Annotated in this window: 14 protein-coding genes; 7 read left to right on the top strand and 7 right to left on the bottom strand. The window is 40.1% G+C overall.

Translation table 11 applies throughout. The features are described from left to right. Nucleotides 1–376: 376 nt before the first annotated feature. On the top strand, nucleotides 377–3,253 hold the full coding sequence (locus tag AAEY93_RS09580) for a prolyl oligopeptidase family serine peptidase (RefSeq protein ID WP_351076419.1): 2,877 nt from the start codon (nucleotides 377–379) through the stop codon (nucleotides 3,251–3,253). Nucleotides 3,254–3,384: 131 nt separating this feature from the next. Here the strand turns inward: AAEY93_RS09580 and AAEY93_RS09575 are convergent, their stop codons facing one another. From AAEY93_RS09575 to AAEY93_RS09555, 5 genes are all read right to left on the bottom strand, one after another. Next, entirely contained in the window at nucleotides 3,385–3,786 is a 402-nt protein-coding gene (locus AAEY93_RS09575) for a DUF3192 domain-containing protein (RefSeq protein WP_124014119.1), read from the bottom strand. Between the two features lie 85 nt (nucleotides 3,787–3,871). Continuing rightward, nucleotides 3,872–4,639, bottom strand: a complete 768-nt coding sequence (xni, locus tag AAEY93_RS09570) for a flap endonuclease Xni (RefSeq protein ID WP_335689272.1) — start codon at nucleotides 4,637–4,639, stop codon at nucleotides 3,872–3,874. After that, the gene (gene ppnN, locus AAEY93_RS09565; protein WP_351076414.1) at nucleotides 4,632–5,996 is read right to left on the bottom strand and encodes a nucleotide 5'-monophosphate nucleosidase PpnN; all 1,365 of its coding nucleotides are present in this window, start codon (nucleotides 5,994–5,996) and stop codon (nucleotides 4,632–4,634) included. The genes xni and ppnN overlap by 8 nt, the downstream gene beginning before the upstream one ends. Before the next feature lie 62 nt (nucleotides 5,997–6,058). After that, nucleotides 6,059–7,615 carry a sensor domain-containing diguanylate cyclase gene (locus tag AAEY93_RS09560; protein ID WP_351076411.1) on the bottom strand — a complete coding sequence of 519 codons (1,557 nt, stop codon included), beginning with the start codon at nucleotides 7,613–7,615 and terminating at the stop codon, nucleotides 6,059–6,061. Nucleotides 7,616–7,866: 251 nt separating this feature from the next. Further along, nucleotides 7,867–9,876, bottom strand: a complete 2,010-nt coding sequence (locus tag AAEY93_RS09555) for a tetratricopeptide repeat protein (protein WP_351076408.1) — start codon at nucleotides 9,874–9,876, stop codon at nucleotides 7,867–7,869. Between the two features lie 340 nt (nucleotides 9,877–10,216). Between AAEY93_RS09555 and AAEY93_RS09550 the strand changes: the two genes are divergently transcribed. Beyond that, a complete protein-coding gene (locus tag AAEY93_RS09550; RefSeq protein WP_351076405.1) occupies nucleotides 10,217–12,043 on the top strand; it encodes a M61 family metallopeptidase in 1,827 nt (608 codons plus the stop codon). A gap of 409 nt (nucleotides 12,044–12,452) precedes the next feature. Here AAEY93_RS09550 and AAEY93_RS09545 read toward each other — a convergent pair whose 3' ends face one another. Continuing rightward, nucleotides 12,453–13,010: a glutathione S-transferase family protein gene (locus tag AAEY93_RS09545; RefSeq protein WP_124014114.1), complete on the bottom strand. Its 558-nt coding sequence runs from the start codon at nucleotides 13,008–13,010 to the stop codon at nucleotides 12,453–12,455. An 18-nt stretch (nucleotides 13,011–13,028) separates the two neighbouring features. After that, nucleotides 13,029–13,940, bottom strand: a complete 912-nt coding sequence (gene rdgC / locus AAEY93_RS09540; RefSeq protein ID WP_124014113.1) for a recombination-associated protein RdgC — start codon at nucleotides 13,938–13,940, stop codon at nucleotides 13,029–13,031. 316 nt (nucleotides 13,941–14,256) lie between these two features. On the opposite strand from rdgC, the gene AAEY93_RS09535 reads away from it, so the two are divergent. The 5 genes from AAEY93_RS09535 to AAEY93_RS09515 all read left to right on the top strand — a co-directional run bounded on the left by AAEY93_RS09535 (nucleotide 14,257) and on the right by AAEY93_RS09515 (nucleotide 21,661). After that, the gene (locus AAEY93_RS09535) at nucleotides 14,257–15,201 is read left to right on the top strand and encodes a porin (protein ID WP_351076400.1); all 945 of its coding nucleotides are present in this window, start codon (nucleotides 14,257–14,259) and stop codon (nucleotides 15,199–15,201) included. Nucleotides 15,202–15,643: 442 nt separating this feature from the next. Further along, the gene (phoB, locus tag AAEY93_RS09530; RefSeq protein WP_335689258.1) at nucleotides 15,644–16,333 is read left to right on the top strand and encodes a phosphate regulon transcriptional regulator PhoB; all 690 of its coding nucleotides are present in this window, start codon (nucleotides 15,644–15,646) and stop codon (nucleotides 16,331–16,333) included. Between the two features lie 176 nt (nucleotides 16,334–16,509). Continuing rightward, nucleotides 16,510–17,805 carry a phosphate regulon sensor histidine kinase PhoR gene (gene phoR / locus AAEY93_RS09525; protein WP_351076396.1) on the top strand — a complete coding sequence of 432 codons (1,296 nt, stop codon included), beginning with the start codon at nucleotides 16,510–16,512 and terminating at the stop codon, nucleotides 17,803–17,805. 698 nt (nucleotides 17,806–18,503) lie between these two features. Next, nucleotides 18,504–19,475: a PstS family phosphate ABC transporter substrate-binding protein gene (locus tag AAEY93_RS09520; protein WP_351076393.1), complete on the top strand. Its 972-nt coding sequence runs from the start codon at nucleotides 18,504–18,506 to the stop codon at nucleotides 19,473–19,475. A gap of 404 nt (nucleotides 19,476–19,879) precedes the next feature. Continuing rightward, nucleotides 19,880–21,661: a M1 family metallopeptidase gene (locus AAEY93_RS09515; RefSeq protein ID WP_351076390.1), complete on the top strand. Its 1,782-nt coding sequence runs from the start codon at nucleotides 19,880–19,882 to the stop codon at nucleotides 21,659–21,661. The last annotated feature ends 1,022 nt before the right edge of the window (nucleotides 21,662–22,683 follow it).

Raw genomic sequence — 22,683 nt, 5'->3', positions numbered from 1 at the left:
TGTTAGACCGCATACATGACACGGCTAGGTGACGATAAAAACCGTCGTTTTTCTGCGGCGTATTTTAACGACTTTTAATGTTTATTTACAGAAAATAGTGAGTATTATCACATTATTTCCGTTATTTTTAAGTCAATCCTAATCTGATTGATTTACTATGAACTTTTATTACAAATCGTTTACTTGTAAACCATCTAAGTTTGAAAACATGTCGGCGATTCTATATTTTATTGGCGAGCATTAGCTTATTCGGTAAACATATTTTATATAGACGACTTTGGTCGAATGTAATGCTTGGTGTTTATTATTTATTGCTGGTTAAGATTATAGATAATCCATTACTGCGATCTATTACGGGAACCATTAGAGGAAAACTGTGAAATTATTCAATTTAATTCCATTGGCAGTCTGTCTGTCATTTAGTGCCCATGCGGCCCCGCAACGTGCTCTGTCCCTTGATGACATTATGCATTTTGAAACCTTACAACAGCCGGTTATTTCTGATAATGGCAAAGTGATTGCGGTACAGGCTACACCTGATAGGGGCGATAGTCGTGCATTAATTCGTTTTAGTGATAATCGCAAACAATATGAAATTGTCAATGGCACGGACGTTAACGTCAGTGCCGATGGTCTATTTGTATTGGCGACAATCGAAGCGACTTTATTTGACCGAGAAACCAAAGAGAAAGACGATTTACCCCATGAAGTGGTATTACTCAATACCAAAAATGGCAATCAGCAACGATTTGACAAGGTCGATTCCGCTTCATTTAGCGATGATGGCCGTTTTTTAGTGGTGAAGTTTAAGGTTAGCAAGCCAGAGTCAACTGATCCTGAGTCGACAGATCCTGAATCAAAAGTGTCTAAATCAACTACTGCTGGATCCGCAGAGTTAGCGCAGACAGCTTCAGAAACGACGGCTTCAGAAACGAAAAACACCAGTGAAACAGAACATGATAGTACGCAAGCTGAAATTGAGGAGGCCGATAAAGGGGCAGATATTCGCTTAATTAATTTGGCTACTAACCAACAAACACAACTATCGGATGTGACTCAATTTGCTTTTGATAAAGCAGGACATCATTTCGTTGCTGTGGTGAATAAAGTTGAAAATCAGCAGCATCAAGTGGTGTTAGTGACATTATATAGCCAAACACAGCGTCAGCTTTACAGTAGTACTGATGAACATATTGAAGCATTAGCCATCAGTGATGATGGCCAATATGTTGCAGTAACGAAAGGCATGGCGAGTTCAATACGCTATGGCCGTGAGTACAATATGTTGTTACTGGATGTACAACACGATAAACAACGCCAGTTTGCTCAGTCTGAAGGGTGGACTTATAACCAGCATGCCAGCTTACTGTTTTCAAAAGATGGCCAACGTTTGTTTGTGGGACGAGTGCCAAAGGTTGCACAACAAGCTGCATTAGCTGATTTTGAAAATCCAAGTGATGTGTTTAATCCAGACATTATTACCGCTAAAAAACAGTTACGTATTTGGCATGGTGATGATGCCAAAATTAAGCCCCAAGCAGTTAAAGAATATGAGCAAGAGTTAAAACGCACCTATTTAGCGGTTTTACACCTAGATTCAAATAAGTTAATTCAATTAGCCGACCAAGCGGTTCCTGATGTCACTTATGGCGAGCAAGCACGTTACTTATTGGCCAGCTCCGATGTGCCCTATCAGAAAATGGTTACCTGGGCAGGCTTTTATCGTGATGTGTATTTGGTTGATGTCAAAACAGGCCAAAAAATCCTCGTATTAACTCAGCAACCTAGTGATGCTATGCCGACGTTGTCACCTCATGCTAAGTTTTTAGCTTATTATCAACAAGGTAATGTCTATCTTTTTGATATAGCGTTAACGCGCAGGGTTAATTTAACCGCGAATATTGCGACCCCTTTTGCGAATGAAGATCATGATTATCCCAGTGCGGCACCCGGTTACGGTTTTGGCCCTTGGTTGGCCGATGACAGTGCTATTACGGTATATGATAAATATGATATATGGCAGTTTAATACCGCAGCGCACAATGGGTTTATGTTGACCAAGGGCGAGGGGCGAAAACAGAAAACTCAATTTAGACTGGTTGGTTTAGCCCAAGAGAAACCGTTACCCGCGGTAGTCAATGATGCTGAAACAGTGCTATTACAAGGCTATAGTCATCAAACAAAAGCGGACGGCTTTTTCAGTGCCAAGATAGGTGTGGCTGGCGTGAGCCGCTTAACTCAAAGCAAGGCTAAATTAACCTTGCTTGCTAGAGCCAATAAAGCCGCTGCAGTGGTGTTTTCAAAGCAGCGTTATGATTTGTATCCAGATTTATATATTGCAGATATTACCTCGCCACAGAATGCGCTGCAGCTTACCGAGCTGGACAAGCAGCGTGACGCGTTTAAATGGGGCAATGCTGAATTAGTGCATTGGCGAGATGGTGACGGCATTAACACCGATGGGGTATTAATTAAACCAACCAATTATCAAGCCGGTAAACAGTATCCAACCTTAGTCTATTTTTACCGTTTTATGAGTGACAGATTACATGCCTTTCCTGACATGAAGCTCAACCACCGGCCTAACTTTGCTTGGTATGCTGATAATGGTTACGCTATTTTTCTACCGGATATTCGTTTTGAGATTGGCTATCCAGGAATTTCATCAGTAAAAGCGCTGACGGCAGGCGTGCAAAAGTTGATAGCGATGGGGGTTGCCGATCCCAATGCTGTTGGTATTCAAGGGCATTCTTGGGGCGGCTATCAGAGTGCATATGCGGTAACCCAAACCAATATCTTTAAAGCGGTAGTGACAGGTGCTCCGGTGTCGAATATGACCAGTGCTTACAGTGGTATTCGTCTTGGGTCAGGTTTAGCCAGGCAATTCCAATATGAAACAGGTCAAAGCCGGATCGGAGAGAGTCTGTTTAAGGCGCCACAGAAATACATTGAAAACTCGCCCATTTTCTATGTTGATCGCATTCAAACCCCAATGATGATCATGTTTGGTGATAAAGATGATGCAGTGCCTTGGGAGCAGGGGATTGAGTTGTATCTAGCAATGCGTCGTGCAGGGAAGGATGTGGTATTTTTACAATATGAAGATGAGCCACACCATTTGAAAAAGTATCCCAATAAGCTTGATTACAGCATTAAAATGAAACAGTACTTTGACCATTATTTAAAAGGGGCACCAGCCCCAGATTGGTTACGCCAGGGTGAAGCCTATCGGGAGTATAAAAAAGCAGATTAAAACAGCGTAATTTGATTGTTTTAAATGAGATTTCTGCGCCCTATGCTGATACCGATAGGGCGTTTTATCGTAAGCCTATTGATCGACACTTAGTGGCTCTGTGGGGCGTTCACTGTCGATAGAAGGGGGTGTTATTGCGGAGATACTTGATCGGTTATCGGCACTGAAAAGTATTGTTCTTGTGTATCTTGTCCCCATGCTATCAGAAGATTATCTCTAAATAACAATGGCGTGCATTCTTCTTTAGTGGTTTCGCCATCTGATTTTATATGGTGAGTACGGTAATACATCACTTGATATTGTCCATCAAAGCCGGTTTTTGCTTCGACAAAATCAGCACTGCCTAATAACGTTCGGATCTCATCAAGGCTTTGACCAAAGTGGATATCACTCATTTTTTGTAAATTGAAAGCTTCACGATCATCCCATGCCCTGTCTTCTGGTTGCGGTTCGTAAACAAAAATCACCACAGCAACAAACAGTAAATAGGCAGTGAATATTCCACCGATGATATAAGTCACTTTTGAGTTCATAATGTGTTTAATCCGTTATGGTATGAATACGTTTGCTGTCTGTATTTCTTATTATCTCATTGTCACATTATTACATTGTTTGTTACTAGTTTGGTCTTAAATTGGTTCTAAATTGTTTCAAATTAATATTTAGTGGCATATCGCATTGCAGCTGCGCCAATTTATAGCTAATTCGCGCTATCTCTTTTCCTTCGGCTAATTTATGTGCCTGCTTGGCGCCAAGATTGTCTAAAGAACGATATAAATTAGCTAGTGTTCTGAATTTATTGAGTAAGTCGGCTGCTGATTTTGGTCCTATCCCCATAATACCCGGAATTTTATTGCCACTGTCGCCCGCTAGCGCAATAAAGTCGAGCATTTGGTATTGCTCTATGCCGAGTTTTTTTTCATATTGTTGAACATCAAAAACATGCTGGTTGAAGTGATCCCATAAGGTGAGATTTTTTGTGGGTAGCTGGCTAAAGCCTTTGTCGGTTGAAACAATGACCACTTCACCATTGTTGCTGATCATTTTCATCGCGATGGTGGCGATAACATCGTCGGCTTCAGATTGGGCATCAAAAGAGTGGATGTCGTGTTCTGCCAGTGTGGTTTTGATGTTAGCCAAGCCATCACTTAATGCCGTTGGCATGGGCTTTCGGCCTTTTTTGTAATCGCTATACAGCGTTTTACGCCAAGAGGGCTCACTGCCATCCCAGACCACAATGCAATGGGTTGGTTGATGCTGCAACAGCATTTTTTTAGATGCCGCTAAAACCCGTTCTTGTACGCTAGTAATATCGTTTTCATCAGGTAGCACCGCATGAATACGGCGTACTAGATTGAGCCCGTCAATAATAAGTAATTTATTCATTGGTTTTTATTATGTTGTAGCAGGGCACGTAAGCGCTTCCTGGCAGTTTCATTCGTTGTTGTTTAACAAAAGCGTTTAATAGCTTATCCATCATGAGCATAAGTTTAGCATCACCTTTAATGTTAAAGGGACCAAACTGTTCGATCAACTTAATGGTAGCGCCTTTTACATTGCCGGCGACAATACCTGAAAACGCTTTGCGTAAGTTTGCGGCAAGTTCAGCTTTATTGTCCTGAAAGTTGAGGTTTAAATTTGCCATAACTTCATGGGTTGGTTCAAAGGGTAATTGAAATTCGGGTTCAATTTTTAGCGACCATTGATATTGGTAAGCATCACCTTTGTCTTTTCGATAGCTTTTTACATCTTGCATACTTTCTTTCATTATTTGTGCCACTTTGATAGGGTCATCAATAATGATTTGATACTTGCTTTGTGCTTCGGTGCCTAATGTTGTCCCAATAAATTCATCAATTACCGTGAAGTAATCAGCACTTTCTGCCGGTCCTGTTAGCACCAGTGGGAATGACATATTGCTATTGTGATCATTTAATAAGATACCAAGGAAATAGAGTAACTCTTCAGCGGTACCCGCGCCGCCTGGGAAAATAACGATACCGTGACCTAAACGCACAAAGGCTTCTAGACGTTTTTCTATGTCGGGTAAAATAACTAATTCATTGACAATTTGATTGGGTGGCTCAGCGGCAATAATGCTGGGTTCTGTTAAGCCGATATAGCGAGCATTGTGAACGCGTTGCTTGGCATGAGCAATTGCCGCGCCTTTCATTGGACCTTCCATTGCGCCGGGTCCGCAACCCGTACAAATATCTAATCTGCGTAACCCAAGTTGGTAACCGACATCTCGGGTATATTGATATTCGACTGCGTTGATGCTGTGTCCTCCCCAGCATACCACCACATTAGGATCTTTCATTGGCGATATCGCTTGAGCATTTCGCAGTATGTCAAATACGACGTTGGTAATGTGGCTCGCATTACTTAAGTCAATGTGTTTTAAATTATCGTATTTATTGCTGATGTAAATAATGTCGCGCAGCACGGCAAACAAGTGTTCTTGAATACCCGTAATAATTTCACCGTCGACAAAGGCTTGAATAGGGGGATTGATGAGTTCAATCAGTATGCCTCTTTCTCGCTGTAAAATATTAATACTAAAGGATTCATAGCGACGAAACAGTTCTTCAGAATTGTCGCTTATGATCCCCGAGGCTAATACTGCTAGCGAGCAATTTCGATATAACTGATACAAGTCGCTTTTTGCGCCTTGTTTTAAGCGTTCGACTTCTAATTGAGAAAGTTGATCTAAGCTACCACGTGGACTGATTTTTACGATCATAAGCAACTCCTTTGGACTCGAGTGTTTGATGCCGAGTCCAAAGAGAAAAGTCTTGGAATGGGCTAGATATCAATAACGACTCGGTCTCTGCCGTTGTTTTTTGCTTGGTATAATGCCGCATCGGCTCTTTCGAAAGCTTCTTCAAGCGTTTCATTTTCCATAACTTGTGCCGCACCTATAGATAATGTAACTGTAATTCTCTGATTTTTAAACTTAAACGGAATATTTTTAATTTTTTCTCTCACGCGATTCAATAATTGAGAGATATGTTCATCAGTAATATCAGGCAATAAAAATACAAATTCTTCGCCACCATAACGAGCCACAAACTCACTATCACGTAATGAATTTTTTAAGGCCATTGCGATGACTTGCAGGGTTTTATCGCCAGTGCTGTGACCAAAGTTATCGTTAATAACTTTGAAGTGATCTATGTCTGTAATCGCTATCCATAGTGGCGTTTTAAAGCGGACATGGTTACGGTATTCTTGCTCCATGCGATCTTCTAACGCGCTACGATTTGCCAATTGGGTAAGCGGGTCAAGGAGGTTGAGCTTTTGATGTTCAAATAGCTTTTCTTTATAATTATTAGATTCTTGGCTCATTGAATTGAGTTCTTTACGCATCGATTCAATTGACTTGCGTAAGAGTGTTTGTTCACGTTGTTCCAGCGCTTCTTTACGAGAGAGTGCATCACGAAGCGAAGATAACTGCACCGTCAGTTGGATCTTTAATTCGTTAAGACTATCGGCATCAATAATTAACTCATCAGCGGTATTGACGCGTAAATTTATCTCTTTATTTAATTGGCCTTTAAGCTGCTCACTGCGTTGGTTGTTATTGTAGGTATTATTGACCACATCGCGCACGATTATCAGGGCATCATTGAGGGCAAATAAAAAGTCTTGTGATGCACTTTTTTCGCGAGCGATATTCTCTAACAGTAAACTCAATATCGATTGGTAAGAATCGAGCAAGTTGCTTAAACTGAGCTCACCAAGCAACACTTCTTTTATGACTAGAATTTGGTCTCGTTGATCTTTTCTAAATTCAATTTCAGCGATCTTAGCGGCAAGCTCTTTGGCTAGCTGGATATGCTGAGGCAAAATTTGGTAATCGTCGGCATCGGCAAATTCATGTTTTAAAATTTCTTCATAGAAAAAAATAAGTTTTTCTACTTTGGGGATGTATTCCCATACGGTATAGAACGGTTTGCTTAGTTCTTGTTTAAAATAGGTGATTTCTTTTTTTAGTTTGTCTGGCGCGGCATTAATTCGTTGGATCTGACGGATCACTCGATTGAGTCCATTACGGCTATCTTCTAAACGAGTCATAGTATGGCTATATTGAGATTTCAATAACCGTTCAATGTCGACGAGTTCTGGTAGCGCTTCGTCTATTTGTTCAAAATTGTGCATATGATGACGCAATTTTGCCAGTTTGTTGTCGAGTTCTAAATTTTGTCCTTTGCAAGCAAGACTGAGTTGAGAAATAAATTGAATTAGTGTTTTCAATTTGTCATTGCGATCGATATTAATCTCTTCGATAGCAAGTTTAGCTGCATGCAGCTTTTGCTTCATTAACGAAATTTGAGTTATCGCGGTATTTGACTCTTTCATTTTGCAGTGCCTACTCTCATTTGTCATCTAAAGGCATTGATTGCCATGTCTGGGACATCAATGTGGACATCAATTGGGATTTTTATTGGGTTTGTTATTAATTAACGTTAAGCACTTAATTGGTTGATATTTAATCGGCTAACATTTAATCGGTTAGTATTATAGTAATGTTATATCAATAATGTTGTGCAGCAAATCCAATTACCGCACAAAACAGTTTAATTATCTATAATTATTAGTTTATAAAACAATTAGTGCTTCGGCCAGTTGATCTCTTGGGTATTACGATTACTTTCTGCACGAATGATGCCCCGGTTAAGTGCTTGAGTCAGATTTAAATAAAGTGGCCGCATAAAAATAGCCGCGGGAGCAAAGTTAAGTGGTCGCAGTGAAATATATGCGGGTTGCTCCGTTATTTCCATAGCCGCAGCAAGTGCGTATTGCAGCGCTTCAAATTGCAATTCTGCACTGATGTTAACATCAGGGTTGTCGAGTAATGGTAAACTAATGTGGCCAATGCTGGCATATTGCTCTGTTGATTTACGAGCAAAGTTAGGAATGGTAAATTGAGTTGTTTGTAATTGTTTAAGGCTCTTTATTACGGCATTTAAGATGATTTCTGCGTCATACTGCTTATCGAAATAACATCCAATCAACCCGGGACGGATGATAAACACTTCAGTGTCTAGGTGCTTACTGAACTGACTATTAAAGTGCTGCATCAATACAACTGATTCAGTGTGTCCAAGTTGAATATCAATATTGTTCAATTCATTAATGTTCACTAGCGCTAATGCTTTAGGCTCTTGGTGTTTTAAGGTGTTGATCCGTTGAATAAACGCCCTGTAACCTTGTGCTTGTGTTATAGGATCTATTGTGTTCAAACGTTGGGCGTTATGGTACAAGATATTGCGGTGTTGAAATTTTCTGTAGAAAAAAACCATTAGTATGAGCGTAATACTAAACACAATAATCAACCCTAAAATGATAAATTGATTGTATTTATTTTTAGCGGTTTGCTGTTCTAATTTACTACTCAATAAACCCAGTTCGAATTTTAATTTTTGTTCAGTGAGTTCAGGAAAATCATTGGTTTGTTGTTCTTTTTCTTGTGATTTATTGATCAATTCAACAATGACATCGACAGTTTCAAGTGCTGCATTGAGGTTGTTGGTTTTGCGATATGCTGTAGATAAATAACCTAATGCTTCAGTTTGAACTTTAGTTAAATGTTTCTTTTTAGCCAACTCAATGGCTTTACTTGCGTGCTCAATAGCTTCAGGCCACATGCCTTCGCTGGTACATATTTGAGCAAATAGTAGCTCGTTATAGACTAAGTAATGCTCTATTTTTCGTGCCCTAAATATATCATTTGCACGTTGCATTACGTTCAATGCGGCTTGGGAATTATTTAATTTAAAATAGGCTTCACCTAAATTGTGATATGTGAGACCTATTGCAATTTCGTTTCCAATCCGCTCATTGACTTGCTGGACATTTAAATAATAATCGATGGTTTTATTCCATTGATCTTGGCCTGCGTAAATCATTGCGATGACAGTCATTGTTTCGGCTAAGTAAACATCTTGGCCTATCGCTTGAAGTATTTCTGCTGCATTATGGGCATATTTTAGTGCATCATCCCATTGTTCTAAATCACGGTATGTTCGGGCAAGATTGAGCTGTGTATGGGCTTTAATTCCCGGATAATCTAAGTTGTTAGCTAACCGAAATGCTTCACTATAATGCTGTAATGACTTTGCCTGATCCCCATTAAGATTGTAATAACGACCGAATTGCGTTTCTGCATCTGATATTAAGTAATTATTGTGTAATTGATAAGCGATTTGGCGGTAACGATTTAAGTGAGATAACGCGGGTGTTGGTTGAAGTAACAATGAGTGTAGCATGCTCAATTGATCATGAAGTGTCAATTTGAACAGCGTGCTTTCTAGGCTTACATCGGTGTTAACCATATTCAAAGCATCATTATATTCAACTAACACCTGATTATATTCTTGGTTTTTACGCCCCTTAATCCGTGCTTTAAGCATAACCATTAACGCTTTTTCAAGTGTTGTTGATGCGATGGCGTCTAATTGTGTTATGAGCAATTCGGCATCTTGATATTTAGTTGGTGAGTTAAGTTTTGCTTCTAAATTCAACCGAGCAAGTAGTTCTAAGTCGCGATGAAGTTCATTTGGTTGGTAACTTAGTTCACCAGCGACTTGTTCGAACTCCGCTCTATTCGAAAATTTCAAAGGAAACTCGGTTGCCCTTATTAGTTTGGTATAAAGCTTCTGTGGATTTTCTTTGAACAATATTTCTTGCTGTTCAATATCTCTTGCACAAACCGCTGAACTAAATAGTATCGAACATAATATGACAAGAGTAAAACATCGCAGCATAGTAATAGAGACCTTTATAGTTAACGTGGACTTGATTGTACACAAAATGCAAAGCCAACCTCTATTAGGTTGAGGTAGCTTATGGGTTTTTACAATCAAGTTGTAATTTACCACTGTGTTAATGAGTCTAGATCGTTATAATTGTTTGGAATTTAAAATAAAAACAATAGAATCATACCAGAAGGAACCTAGAGTGAAACCTACTTCTCTTGCAATTTTTACCAGCAGTGCCATTTTTTCGATGAGCTGGACAACGCCAGCAATTGCTGATGTCGATTACCATATCGATATTAATCAACCCGCGCACCATTTAGCTCAGGTGAGTGTTTCATTTCCTCAAACTGACTTAAAAGTGTTAACCGTTAATTTACCAGTATGGCGAATGGGTCGTTATCAAGTATTACCCATTGCTGATGGCATAAGATTGTTTAATGCGACCGACAGCAAAGGTCAGTCATTACCTTGGAAGCGCACCGCCAGCGGAGAATGGCAAATAGCATTAATCAAACCCACAGCCGTTAAAGTGACTTATCAACTACATGCCAATGAGCTTGGTGACCGTTTGCGTCACATTGATAATAGTCATGCCTTTTTAGATGGCAGTGGAGTATTTATGTATAGCCCAGCATTTAGTCAGCAACCCGTTACGGTTAATATGGCAGTGCCTACAGGTTGGCAGAGTTATTCCGGCATGGATAAAGGCAGTACGTCACATTCATTTAAAGCGCCCAATTATGATGTATTAGTTGACTCGCCAATTGAAACTGGAATAAACCAGCATTTTAGTTTCGAGGCTGACGAGCGTCAATATGAAGTGGTATTTTGGGGTGAGGGTAATTATGACACGACTCAAATTCTTACCGATTTACGTAAAATAAGCGGCCAGGCCTCGACTATTTGGGCTGATTATCCGTTTAAACGCTATGTTTACATGGTGCATGCAACCAGCGGTGCAAGTGGCGCAACAGAGCACCTCAATTCTACCGTTATCCAGCTACCACGATTTAACTTTCGTGAGCGCCAAGATTATTTACGTTTTATCAGTACCGCCTCTCACGAGTTTATTCACTCTTGGAATGTAAAATCCTATCGCCCTCAAGGGCTGGTGCCTTATGATTACCAGTCAGAAAACATGACGGATTTACTGTGGATGGTTGAAGGCTCCACCAGTTATTTCCAAAATCAATTATTGTTGCGGGCTGGCGTGATGACAGCCAAAGAGTTTTTTGACGATTTAAGTAAACGTATTGTGCTTAATCAGCATAATCCTGGCCGTGAAATCCAATCTGTTGCAGAAGCCAGTTTAGGTCAATGGAGCAGTACTTGGGGCGACTATGCGGTCAACCACAGTGTCAATATATACTCTGAAGGTTATTTGGCTTCAATGGCGCTCGATTTTAGCTTGCTGAGTGATACCCAACTTGAACATTCTTACCGTGATGTTCATAAAGCACTTTATCAGCAATATAAAGTGCCAATGGGCTACAAGGTTGCAGATGTGCAATCAATTTTGAAAACGCTATCTGGTAAAGATTATCAACCCTGGTGGCAAGAATTTGTTAATCAACCGTTTAGTTTGCCGTTTGATGAATTACTCGCCCATGCAGGGTTAATCACCACTTATAGTAAAGCCCCTAAAACCGTTATCGATGCGGGAATGACCCTGTCTGACTTACACGGTGACTTGACGATTGCTAACGTGTTAAAACATGGCCCAGCATGGAATGCCGGTATTGCTGCAGGTGATGAAATAGTGGCGGTGAATGGATTAAAAGTGACTGCGGATGGATTTACTCAACGCCTTAACGATTTTAATGTCGGCGATAAGATTAAGCTGAGTTTATTTAGTGATGATCGTTTAAAAGAGGTGAGTCTACAGCTGACGGAACAACCTAAAGGCGAGTTGTCGATTGAAGCTGTGGCTGAGGTCTCCGATGCTCAGAAAGCATTCTATCAAGCTTGGCTAGGTGTTGATTGGCCTTTTGATGACAAAGGCGATTGGATTAAATCCACTGACTAAAATGTTGATTTGCATATACCCAAACGACCTTGAAATGCAGGATCCAGCATGTGGAGACGTGACGCTTCAGAAACGATAACAAGCGAACGCTGCGCTCACGGATAAAGCGGTCTCGCGCCTAAGCTCTTGGCTTGTTATCGCCCTTTTGCTCGTCACTGCTTGCTACCTCAAGCGGTAGTGACAGCTTCGCTGTGTTGTCCGCTTTTATAGAATCTAGCCGCGTAGCGTCCTAGCAGCGCTCTAGGAATAGTGATATTGATTCTCTTCAATCACTGCCTTGTTCCGTTATCCTACGGGGCTTTGAAACGAGCATGTTGAAGTGGCTTGGTTGTATATCTCATTCAGTATTGAGATGCGAGCCGTTATGATAAATAAAATGCCCTGAGAACAGGGCATTTTTATGTGACGATTACGCAGGCGGAGCTGTTTCGATAAAAAATGGCTCTTTTTCTATTGCCGCTAAAAAAAGTGTTAATTTAGGATAATCTTCGATATTAATCCGTTGGCGGAAAACCGCCCAACTTAAAAAACAACCCAATCGCAATTGCACATCATTAAACGGTCCGTGCAACGGTAGCTCAAGTTTTTCAAACTCTGCTAATGATGTTTTAATGCGTTGTGCTTGTCTTATGGTGTAATCAACACGCTCAATATCAACGCCATCACGAGACAGAAAAAATAAGTTAATTGAACTGTCTAGCGCAGTATTTATCATGCAAAATTGATCAAGTTCTATCACAGTGTCAAGACAGGTTTTTGATGACTTTTGACGGATGTAGCGCAATATTGCGCTGGAATCAGTTAATGATAACTCTTCATCGTGTAAAAATGGCACCCGTTTAGTTGGCGATAGCTTTGCGCTACTGACTTGATCTGTTTCAATAAATTGACAATCTAATCTCGACTCCAATAAGGCAATTCTGCAATGGCGTACATAAGGAGACGTGAAGCTACCATAAAGTTTCATCGGGCATCCCTACGGGGGTTAAACACTCTGTTCTAAAGGACCAAATGCTTGATTAACCGCATTGATGAAGGCCACTAATTCGCTGCCCATTAAGGAAAAGTCAGCATCTAAACGAGCCAGTGGATCTTCGGTACCGACTTCATCATTACCGGCTCTAAATTCTTCAGAAAACTTAAGTCGTTTAATGCTGGCATCAGACTGCATTAAAAAGGCAATCGACTGGCCAAAATGTAAGGCTAATTTATGCACTTGTTTACCTGTTGCAATGTGGGCAAGTACTTCGTCTTCTTGGAGTACTTGTTGCTTAAAGCGCACAATGCCGCCTTCGTCTGAATCTGACTTAAGTTCGGCTTCATCTTGCATTTCAAATGGCGCCGGCGCTGCACCCGCTTGTAACCATTGAGTTAAGGTTGACTCGATTGGAGTGGCATAGCTTAGTGGGATAACCGGTAAGCTGCCTATTGCTTTACGAAGTAATGCGAGTAACTCTTCGGCTTTAGTCGCACTTGAGCTGTCGACTAAAATCATCTCTAGCTCAGGCATGATGAGTGCATGAGTTTGACTACGACGAGAAAATGCTCGAGGTAAAAGCGTGGTAGTGATTTCATCTTTAATGGTGTCTTTTTCTTTCTTGGTGACTTTGCGGCTTTCTAGCTCTTCAATTTGGGCCACTTTTTCATCTAAAGCTTCTTTGATCACTTGGCCTGGAAGAATTTTTTCTTCTTTAGTGACGCAAATTAAATGGCGATTCTCAGCGCTGTGTACTAATGCTTGGCCTTTTCTACCAAGGGCATTTGAAAAACCAAATTTACTGATATCTTGGCTTGAACAAGGTGAGAAAGTGAAATCAGCTAAGGCCGTTTCTAATGTTTCAGTGTCTGTTGTAAAAGGCTTATTGAAACGATACAAGGTGAGATTTTTAAACCACATAGAAGGCTCTCGTTAATTAAAGAAGAAAAATACAATGGTGCAATTCTACGGGATAGAAGCTAAGCGGTAAACCTCCAAAAAAAGCTGTCAGCTAGGCTAAATGCAATCACTCAAGTCAGAATTCATCAAATTGTCACAATTCATTAAACTACCCCGAAACCACTGTTATAGCTATATTTAGGGCTTTTTCTTAGAAGATATTACGATGAATATTAATATTTAATTGACCAATGAAATATTTCTGCAACATTACCGAGGCAGACTTCAGCTCGTTCCAACCAAATAACAATGACGAATTTAGCGTCGAAAGGATGAAATGATGAATGTATTTTGTAAAACTCTATTAGCCTCTGCAATAGCAGTCTCAGTCGCTTCAAGTGCGTACGCAGCAGATCCTCTTCAAGTTTACGGTAAGTTAAATGTCACAGCACAATCAAATGATGTTGCTGATGAAACAGAAACGAGTATTCAAAGTAATGCTTCACGCTTTGGTGTGACGGGTGAGTTTGAGTTAAGTCACTCATTAGAAGCCTTCTACACTATCGAGTATGAAGTAGACACCGGTGACGATACCAAAGAAAACTTTAAAGCACGTAATCAGTTTGTGGGTTTAAAAGGTGATTTTGGTGCGGTATCTGTTGGTCGGAACGATACTATTTTTAAAATTTCACAAGGTAAAATAGATCAGTTTAATGACCTTGCAGGCGATATAAAGACCATGTTCAAAGGTGAAAACCGCATGGCACAGACGGCAACATACTACACGCCAATGTTGGGTGACTTCCAAGCGGGTGTGACTTATGTAGCATCAGGTGATTCGGATCAAGTTGTTGGTGACAATACCACTGGTGAGGATGGCGTGAGTATGGCTGTTATGTATGGTGATGCAGGCCTAAAAAGCACACCAATATATGCATCGATTGCCTATGATTCAAAAGTAAAAGGTTATGACACTGCTCGTGCCACGGTACAAGGTAAAGTTGCAGGTCTTGTTATTGGTGGTATGTACCAGCAACAAGAAAAGCTAGACAGTGGCATCAAAGATGATGGTTTCTTATTAAGCACGGCTTATGGTATCAATGATGTTACCTTAAAAGCCCAATACCAAGACATGGAAAACAAAGGTGATTCATGGTCAGTCGGTGCAGACTACAAGTTAGGTAAACCAACCAAGTTATTTGCTTTTTACACTGCAAACTCATTTGACTCAAACGATCAAGATGATACTTATATTGGTATTGGTTTAGAACATAAGTTTTAATCTGAATGAGCATGTTGATTTAGATAGTAATTTAAAAGGGCTTAGGCCCTTTTTTGTTACATAACTTACACCTGGGATAATAAACGGGATAAATCGTTAACAATGGGCTGCTTGAGTAAGTTCAACTTTGGATTAAGACACGGGATAAATGAAAGTAATTAGCCTATTTGAGCCTTTCATATCACAGTTGTTATTTGTCTGCTAGCAAGGCTTATTTACCTGCTAAGAGCCTGCCTATTGCAAGTGAATGCTACACTGTTAGCGGGCCAAAAGGCTGTTTGATAATCGATTATTATCCTGAGTTGAAATTGCATCATATTAACAGCAATGAAGTTTTTGTGACAAAAAGACGTATTTAATGTCAGAATTAGCCGTTAGATCATAAATCTGTAACAAAAGTGTCCAATAATAGTTTTGTGGCAAATTAACGTAGAAACCCAATATGACAGCTAGGATTTTAATAGTAGAAGATGAATCAGCAATCCGTGAGATGCTGACATTTGTGATGGATCAACATGGTTTTACGACAGTTGCAGCTGAAGATTTTGATTCAGCGATTGAGCTACTTAAAGAGCCATACCCAGACTTAATTTTATTGGATTGGATGTTCCCTGGAGGGAGTGGCATCCAATTAGCTAAACGCCTAAAGCAAGATGAGTTTACGCGTCAGATACCGATTATTATGCTGACAGCCCGTGGTGAAGAGGAAGATAAAGTTAAAGGCCTTGAAGTGGGGGCTGATGACTATATAACTAAGCCCTTTTCGCCTAAAGAACTTGTTGCAAGAATTAAAGCCGTTTTGCGCAGAAGCGCTCCAACTCGCTTAGAAGAAATCATTGATGTGCAAGGATTACAACTTGACCCTGTTAGTCATCGAGTGACAGTCGGTGATACTGTGCTCGACATGGGGCCAACAGAATTTCGCTTGTTGCATTTTTTTATGACCCATCCAGAACGTGTCTATAGTCGAGAGCAGTTACTCGATAACGTTTGGGGCACCAATGTGTATGTTGAAGATCGGACTGTTGATGTGCATATTAGACGTTTACGAAAAGCCGTAGAAGAGGCTGGGCATGATAAATTGATCCAGACTGTTCGTGGTGCAGGCTACCGATTTTCAACCAGAATGTAATTTGTATTGGCGTCTCGAAGGGTTCTGACATGATAAGCAGAACTTTTTAAAAACGCTTTTTTTGCTGTCTAGCCATAAAAGTCTATTTAGGCTATCTTGTGGTTCTTCGTTAGCCCTAATAATCAGTAACGGCACTGAATTGAGTTGGTGGCGGTACGTTCGCATTTAGGTAGCCTATGTTTATCTCGTACTCTGGATATCGTTTATTTTTTCGGTTTGCTTTACTGCTTGTTTTATTTATGCTCATTGGAGCCTTATTTGATCAAGTTGTTATCGTTATGTTATTAGGAACGATTGCATTACTTGTGTGGCATTATCGCCAAATTACTCGTTTAAACTTTTGGTTATGGAAGGATAAAAAGCTCACGCCTCCACAAGGGCGTGGAAGTTGGGAAGGGGTGTTTAATGGAATATATCGTCTGCAGGGGAAAAATCGTCGTCGAGTGGGCCAATTAGCCACTTTATTAGCTCGTTTTCGTCAAGGCGCGGAGGCCTTACCTGATGCGGCGGTGGTTCTTGATGCCGAGCACAATATTTTATGGTGCAACAAACTGGCGCAGTTAATTTTAGGATTTGTTTGGCCTCAAGATAATGGTCTTAGGATCGATAACCTCATTCGTCATCCTAATTTTTCTACTTATTTAAAGAAAGCACAATACAACGAACCATTAGAAATCCCATCTCCTGTCTCAGATAAGCGTTTACTTGAAATTCGAGTAATAGGTTACGGTGACCGACAATTGTTATTAATTGCTCGTGATATCACTCGTATTCACCAATTAGAAGGTATGCGCAAAGATTTTGTCGCCAACGTTTCCCATGAGCTTAAAACCCCGCTAACGGTATTGCAGGGCTATTTAGAAATTATGCAAACAATGGAAGCACCTGATTCACCTAATCACAAACCACTATCAATGATGCAACAACAAACGACTCGGATGCAGTCGATGGTTGAGCAGTTGTTGGCGCTGTCGCGTATTGAAGATGCCGTGGATATCGATTTATCGCAAACGGTCAATATGGCATTGATGATGGATATCCTCAAAGAAGAGGCCTATGCACTGGCTGGAACTGAATATACTTTAGTGTTTAATTGTGAGCCAGGCTTAAATACTCGTGGTAATGAACTGCAATTGCGCAGTGCTTGTTCAAATTTAATTTCTAATGCGATTCATTATACCGTTCCGGGGGGGACCATTTCGGTGACGTGGCGCAGTGTGGCCACAGGAGCACTGTTTTCAGTCAAAGATACCGGTGTGGGCATTGCTCCACAGTATATCAACCGATTAACTGAACGCTTTTATCGGGTCGATAATGCCCGTTCGAGTAAAACTGGCGGCAGTGGTTTGGGGTTGGCCATTGCAAAGCATGCTTTAAATCATCATTACAGTGAACTTAACGTGACGAGTGAGTACGGCAAAGGCAGTATTTTCAGCTTTATCATTCCTTCGCATTTGTTAGTACGGCAATAGCATCTGGTCGTTTGGATATAAATAAACAGCATTTTTGCTGTTTTTTTTTTGACTGATGATGGTCAACTCAAACGTGTTGTGCCAACCCAATCCATTCAGAACCACTTAGTTTGGTAAATATCCTCTATTCTGGGTAATAAACGGTTATCAAACAGCCCTTTGTTCCGCTACCTGCGTTGTATCAACTTACAATAGACCCGCTATTGACCCGTCAATACGCCTTGTTAGCAAAAAACACATAGCAAATTTGATATTGCAGACTTGAAATCAATCCGTTTTTAACTATGTATCCCATCTCTTATCCAACGTTGAGGTTAACAATAAAGCCTGTTAATTAGAGTGTGATGGTTTGAATTGATCACTACCTTACTCGGATGGGATCACTCATATTATTACGACTCGTATAAAATTTATGCGATTATGAATGTCACAATGCTGTCGTTTTAGGTTTTTCTTAACTAAGAATGACCTGTTTTGCACTCTGATCTGTGTTTTACTTTCATTATATCGCGCGGTGTTGTGATAGTTTGTTTTTTTAAGGTATTGATATAAATGATATTGATTGTAAACTTTCGAAATAAGACAGTTTTACTACCATTGTCACACAACTGTCACGTCAAAGTCATAGACTTGTCATCAATGGGGTCGATACTGACTACGTTTTAAAAACTTAGTACGCTTAATTCTGGAGCATTATAATGAAACTGAAAAAACTTGTCGGCGCCATCACACTTACAGCCGCTGGCGTATTCTCTGCAGCATCTGTGGCTGCTCTTGATCCAAATTTACCTGCATATGAAAAAACAAGTGGTGTTTCTGGTAACTTGTCTTCTGTCGGTTCTGATACATTAGCAAACATGATGACATTATGGGCTGAAGAGTTTAAACATATTTATCCTAGCGTTAACATTCAAATTCAAGCTGCTGGATCTTCAACTGCGCCTCCAGCATTAACTGAAGGTACTTCTCAGTTTGGTCCAATGAGCCGTGAAATGAAGCCTAATGAAGTTGAATCATTTGAAAAGCATTTTGGTTATAAGCCGACTAAGATCCGTGTTGCTATCGATGCGTTAGCCGTATTTGTACACAAAGATAACCCTATCACGGGTCTAAGTATTGAACAAATTGACGGTATTTTTTCTGCTACCCATAAGTGTGGCTCCAAAGAAATTAATAACTGGGGAGATGCTGGCTTAGATGGTAATTGGACTGTGAAAGACGTTCAGCTTTACGGTCGTAACTCAGTGTCTGGTACATACGGCTACTTTAAAGAAAAAGCGTTATGTAAAGGTGATTTCCGTCCAAACGTAAATGAGCAACCTGGTTCTGCTTCTGTGGTTCAGTCTGTTTCTCAGTCACTGAATGGGATTGGTTATTCAGGTATCGGTTACAAAACGGCTGGCGTCAAGGCTGTTGCAATCTCTAAGAATGGTGATAAGTTTATCGAAGCAACTGATGCTAATGCTGCAGACGGTTCTTACCCACTTTCACGTTACTTATACGTTTATGTAAACAAGCACCCGAACAGAGACTTAGCTCCAATGGACCGTGAATTCTTACGTTTCGTATTGTCTAAGCAGGGTCAACAAATTGTTGAAAAAGATGGCTATGTTCCATTACCCATCTCAGTTATTGCTAAAGATTTAGGTAAAGTGGGTGTTAAGCTTTAATTAACTCACTTTCAGTAAACTTAAAAAGGCCTCTTGGAGGCCTTTTTTGTTTTTTAACGTTAAAAAAACATAAAAAAAAGCAACCTAACTAAGAGGTTGCTGCTATTGCTAAGGGCAATACTGTTGATAGATTTTTACAACTATCGAATAGGAGAATGATGATGAACAAAAATAAGCTACTTGGTACAAATAAAAAGTATTTCAAATTCGGTTCATATAATATGACTCATCATTTTTGAGTTAGTTCCCTTGAATATCAAAAAAGATGAGTTTTTTATTCAAAAGTGATATTCACCAGCTTGGCTGTAAAAGACCTACCACGGCGAGTGACAGCATATTTATGATGATACCAATGTTATTATCCTAGAACGTTTAGGTTGTTTTCTAACAAGTAAGGATTGTTTGTGACTGCAAAATGGAATGTAGAACACGATTATCATTCAAGTGCCAACACTGATGCTTTATGCGTCTATCATCTTGAGCTCAATCTTGTGGTTGATTTTGACTTACAACAACTCAGCGGAATTGCTAAGCTGCAATTTACTCGAAAAATGTCTGCACTTTCATTAGTGTTGGATTGTCGAGATTTGATCATAGAAGGTATCACTGACAGTCACGCTAATCAGTTGCCGTATCAAGTGAGTGATGTGAATGCCATATTAGGTCAAAAACTAGTCATAGATGTGGGTGGTAATTTAGATGAAGTGGTTATTCATTATCATACCTCTACAACTGCTCAAGGACTCCAATGGCTTACGCCTGAGCAAACCTTAGGCAAACAATTACCGTATCTATTTAGCCAATCGCAACCCATTAATGCTCGTAGCTGGATACCTTTACAAGACACCCCTAAAGCCCGAATCACCTTTAATGCGACAATCACCGCCCCGCATGGTTTACGTGCGGTAATGAGTGCCGAAAACATCCCTGATTTGCCGGATAATGGTGTGTTTGAATTTTGCATGAACAAACCGATCCCAACCCATTTATTAGCTATTGCCGTTGGAGAGTTAAGTTTTCAAGCCACTGGACCTCGTAGTGGTATTTATACTGAACCCGGTATGCTTGCTGCTGCGACCAAAGAATTTGAAGATACCGAGTCAATGATCCAAATGGCAGAGTCCATATTAGGGCCCTATGCTTGGGGTCGCTTTGACATGATTGTATTGCCACCAAGCTTTCCTTTTGGTGGCATGGAAAATCCCATGTTAGCATTTATGACCCCGACGTTAATTGCAGGTGATAAGAGTTTAGTTTCAACAGTTGCTCATGAATTAGCTCATTCATGGACCGGTAATTTAGTCAGTAATGCGACTTGGCGAGACTTATGGCTTAATGAGGGATTTACCACTTACTTTACCAATCGTATTGTTGAAGCCGTGTATGGTAAAGAGCAGGCAGAACTTGAATGGGTTATCGAGTACGGTCGTTTGCAGGAGGAAATACAATCGACTCCCTTGTCCAGCCAAACCTTACCTGCCAATGTACAAGACCGTGATCCTAATCTGGCATTTAATCGGTTTACCTACGATAAAGCGTCGATGTTTGTTCATGAACTTGAACGCCGCTTAGGTCGGGCTGCATTTGATCGGTTTTTGTTCCAATATGTGGAACATTTTTCTTTTAGTGCTATCACCACCGAAACTTTTATTGATTATGCAAAGCAAACATTGCTGGTAGAACATCACGATAAGTTGACCTTAGCAGAGATCAATGAGTGGGTGTATGGCCAAGGATTACCCCAATGGTTTATTGTCCCAATATCAAGTAGTTTGGATAAAGTCGATTTGGCTGTTGAGGCTATTGTCAAAGGAACACCCGCTAGTGAGTTGTCGGTAGATGAATGGCGAGTTCACCACTGGCAGTATTTTCTCAGCCAATTACCGTTATTCGTTAATCAAGCCACGTTATTAGATTTAGACGACACCTTTATATTAACAGACAGCCACAATGCCGAAATAGCATGTGATTGGTATCGAGTCGCCATTCGTAATCATTTTGATCCCGTGTTGCCTGCGCTAAAAGACTACTTATGCCGGATCGGCCGAGGAAAGTTTGTTAGGCCATTATTTGTTGAATTACAAATAGCCGGTTACCAGCAAGAATTAGTCAATATTTATGTTAAAGCTCGCCCTGGTTATCATCCTTCATTGCAAGTGCAGCTAGACAATTTACTTAACCTTTAGCAAGTTAACTGCTTTAGTATTAACAATTTAACATCAAAAAATGAAAAAAAATGGCAGCCATATTGGCTGCCAAAATAACTCTTTACGGGTTGCCATTAACGGTGCGCTAGCGTGTTAATGCTTCCCAATGGGGATGATGATGAACAATAAACGGTGTAGCAGTAACTCAATCCTAACTGAAGCTTGATGGAAGTAGGATAAACCACTAAACAGTGTGAACAATTAGCTCCCGGGGAGAAGGTTAACTCATCACGCTGCACTTACTTCAAACTGCATTTTGTTCCGTACATACTTACTCGTACAATTAATCAGACTGGGCGTTATCAGGAAAGTTCACCGAAAGAGAGATTTTTTTTAATAAATTGTACATAGCTAAAATATATTGAACTAAAAATAATCATGAGTCTTATGGAATACGCATTAATCTTATTAAATAATTATTAATAACAATACGTTGTTAATCGTTATACCAAGATCATAATGTCTACATTCAACCTGTTGGTTTTTCCCGAGAGCAAATGGGGCTTGCGGTTGGTTATGGTAGCCGTCGATGATGACTTTTGGCTTGGTTTATACCAATACGTAAAGAGAATTCACAAAATTAACCTAAAAAAAGGGCAACCAATGTGGTTGCCTAAGTCGTTCTTTGTGGGTTGTGATTAACGGTGCGCTAGCGTGTTAACACTCCCCAAATAGGGATGATGATGAACAATAAACATAAAACGGTGTAGCAGTAACTCAATCCTAACTGAAGCTTGAGGTAAGTAAGATAAATCACTAAGCAGTTTACTCAATTAACTTTCGGGGGAGAAGATTAACTCATGACGCTGCACTTACTTCAAACTAAATCTTATTCCGTACAATTAATCAGACTGGGCGTCATCAGGAAAGTTCACCGAAAGAGAGATTTTTTTTAATAAATTTTATCGGGCAAAATTTATTGAGCTAAAAATAATCATGAGTCTTATGGAATACGCATTAATCTTATTAAATAATTATTAATAACAATACGTTGTTAATCG

It is taken from the genome of Shewanella sp. CAL98-MNA-CIBAN-0140, from assembly GCF_040309905.1.
Lineage (GTDB): Bacteria > Pseudomonadota > Gammaproteobacteria > Enterobacterales > Shewanellaceae > Shewanella > Shewanella psychromarinicola.
The sequence above is the reverse complement of the archived record's forward strand: the minus strand, read 5'-3'. Positions and strand labels throughout refer to the sequence as shown.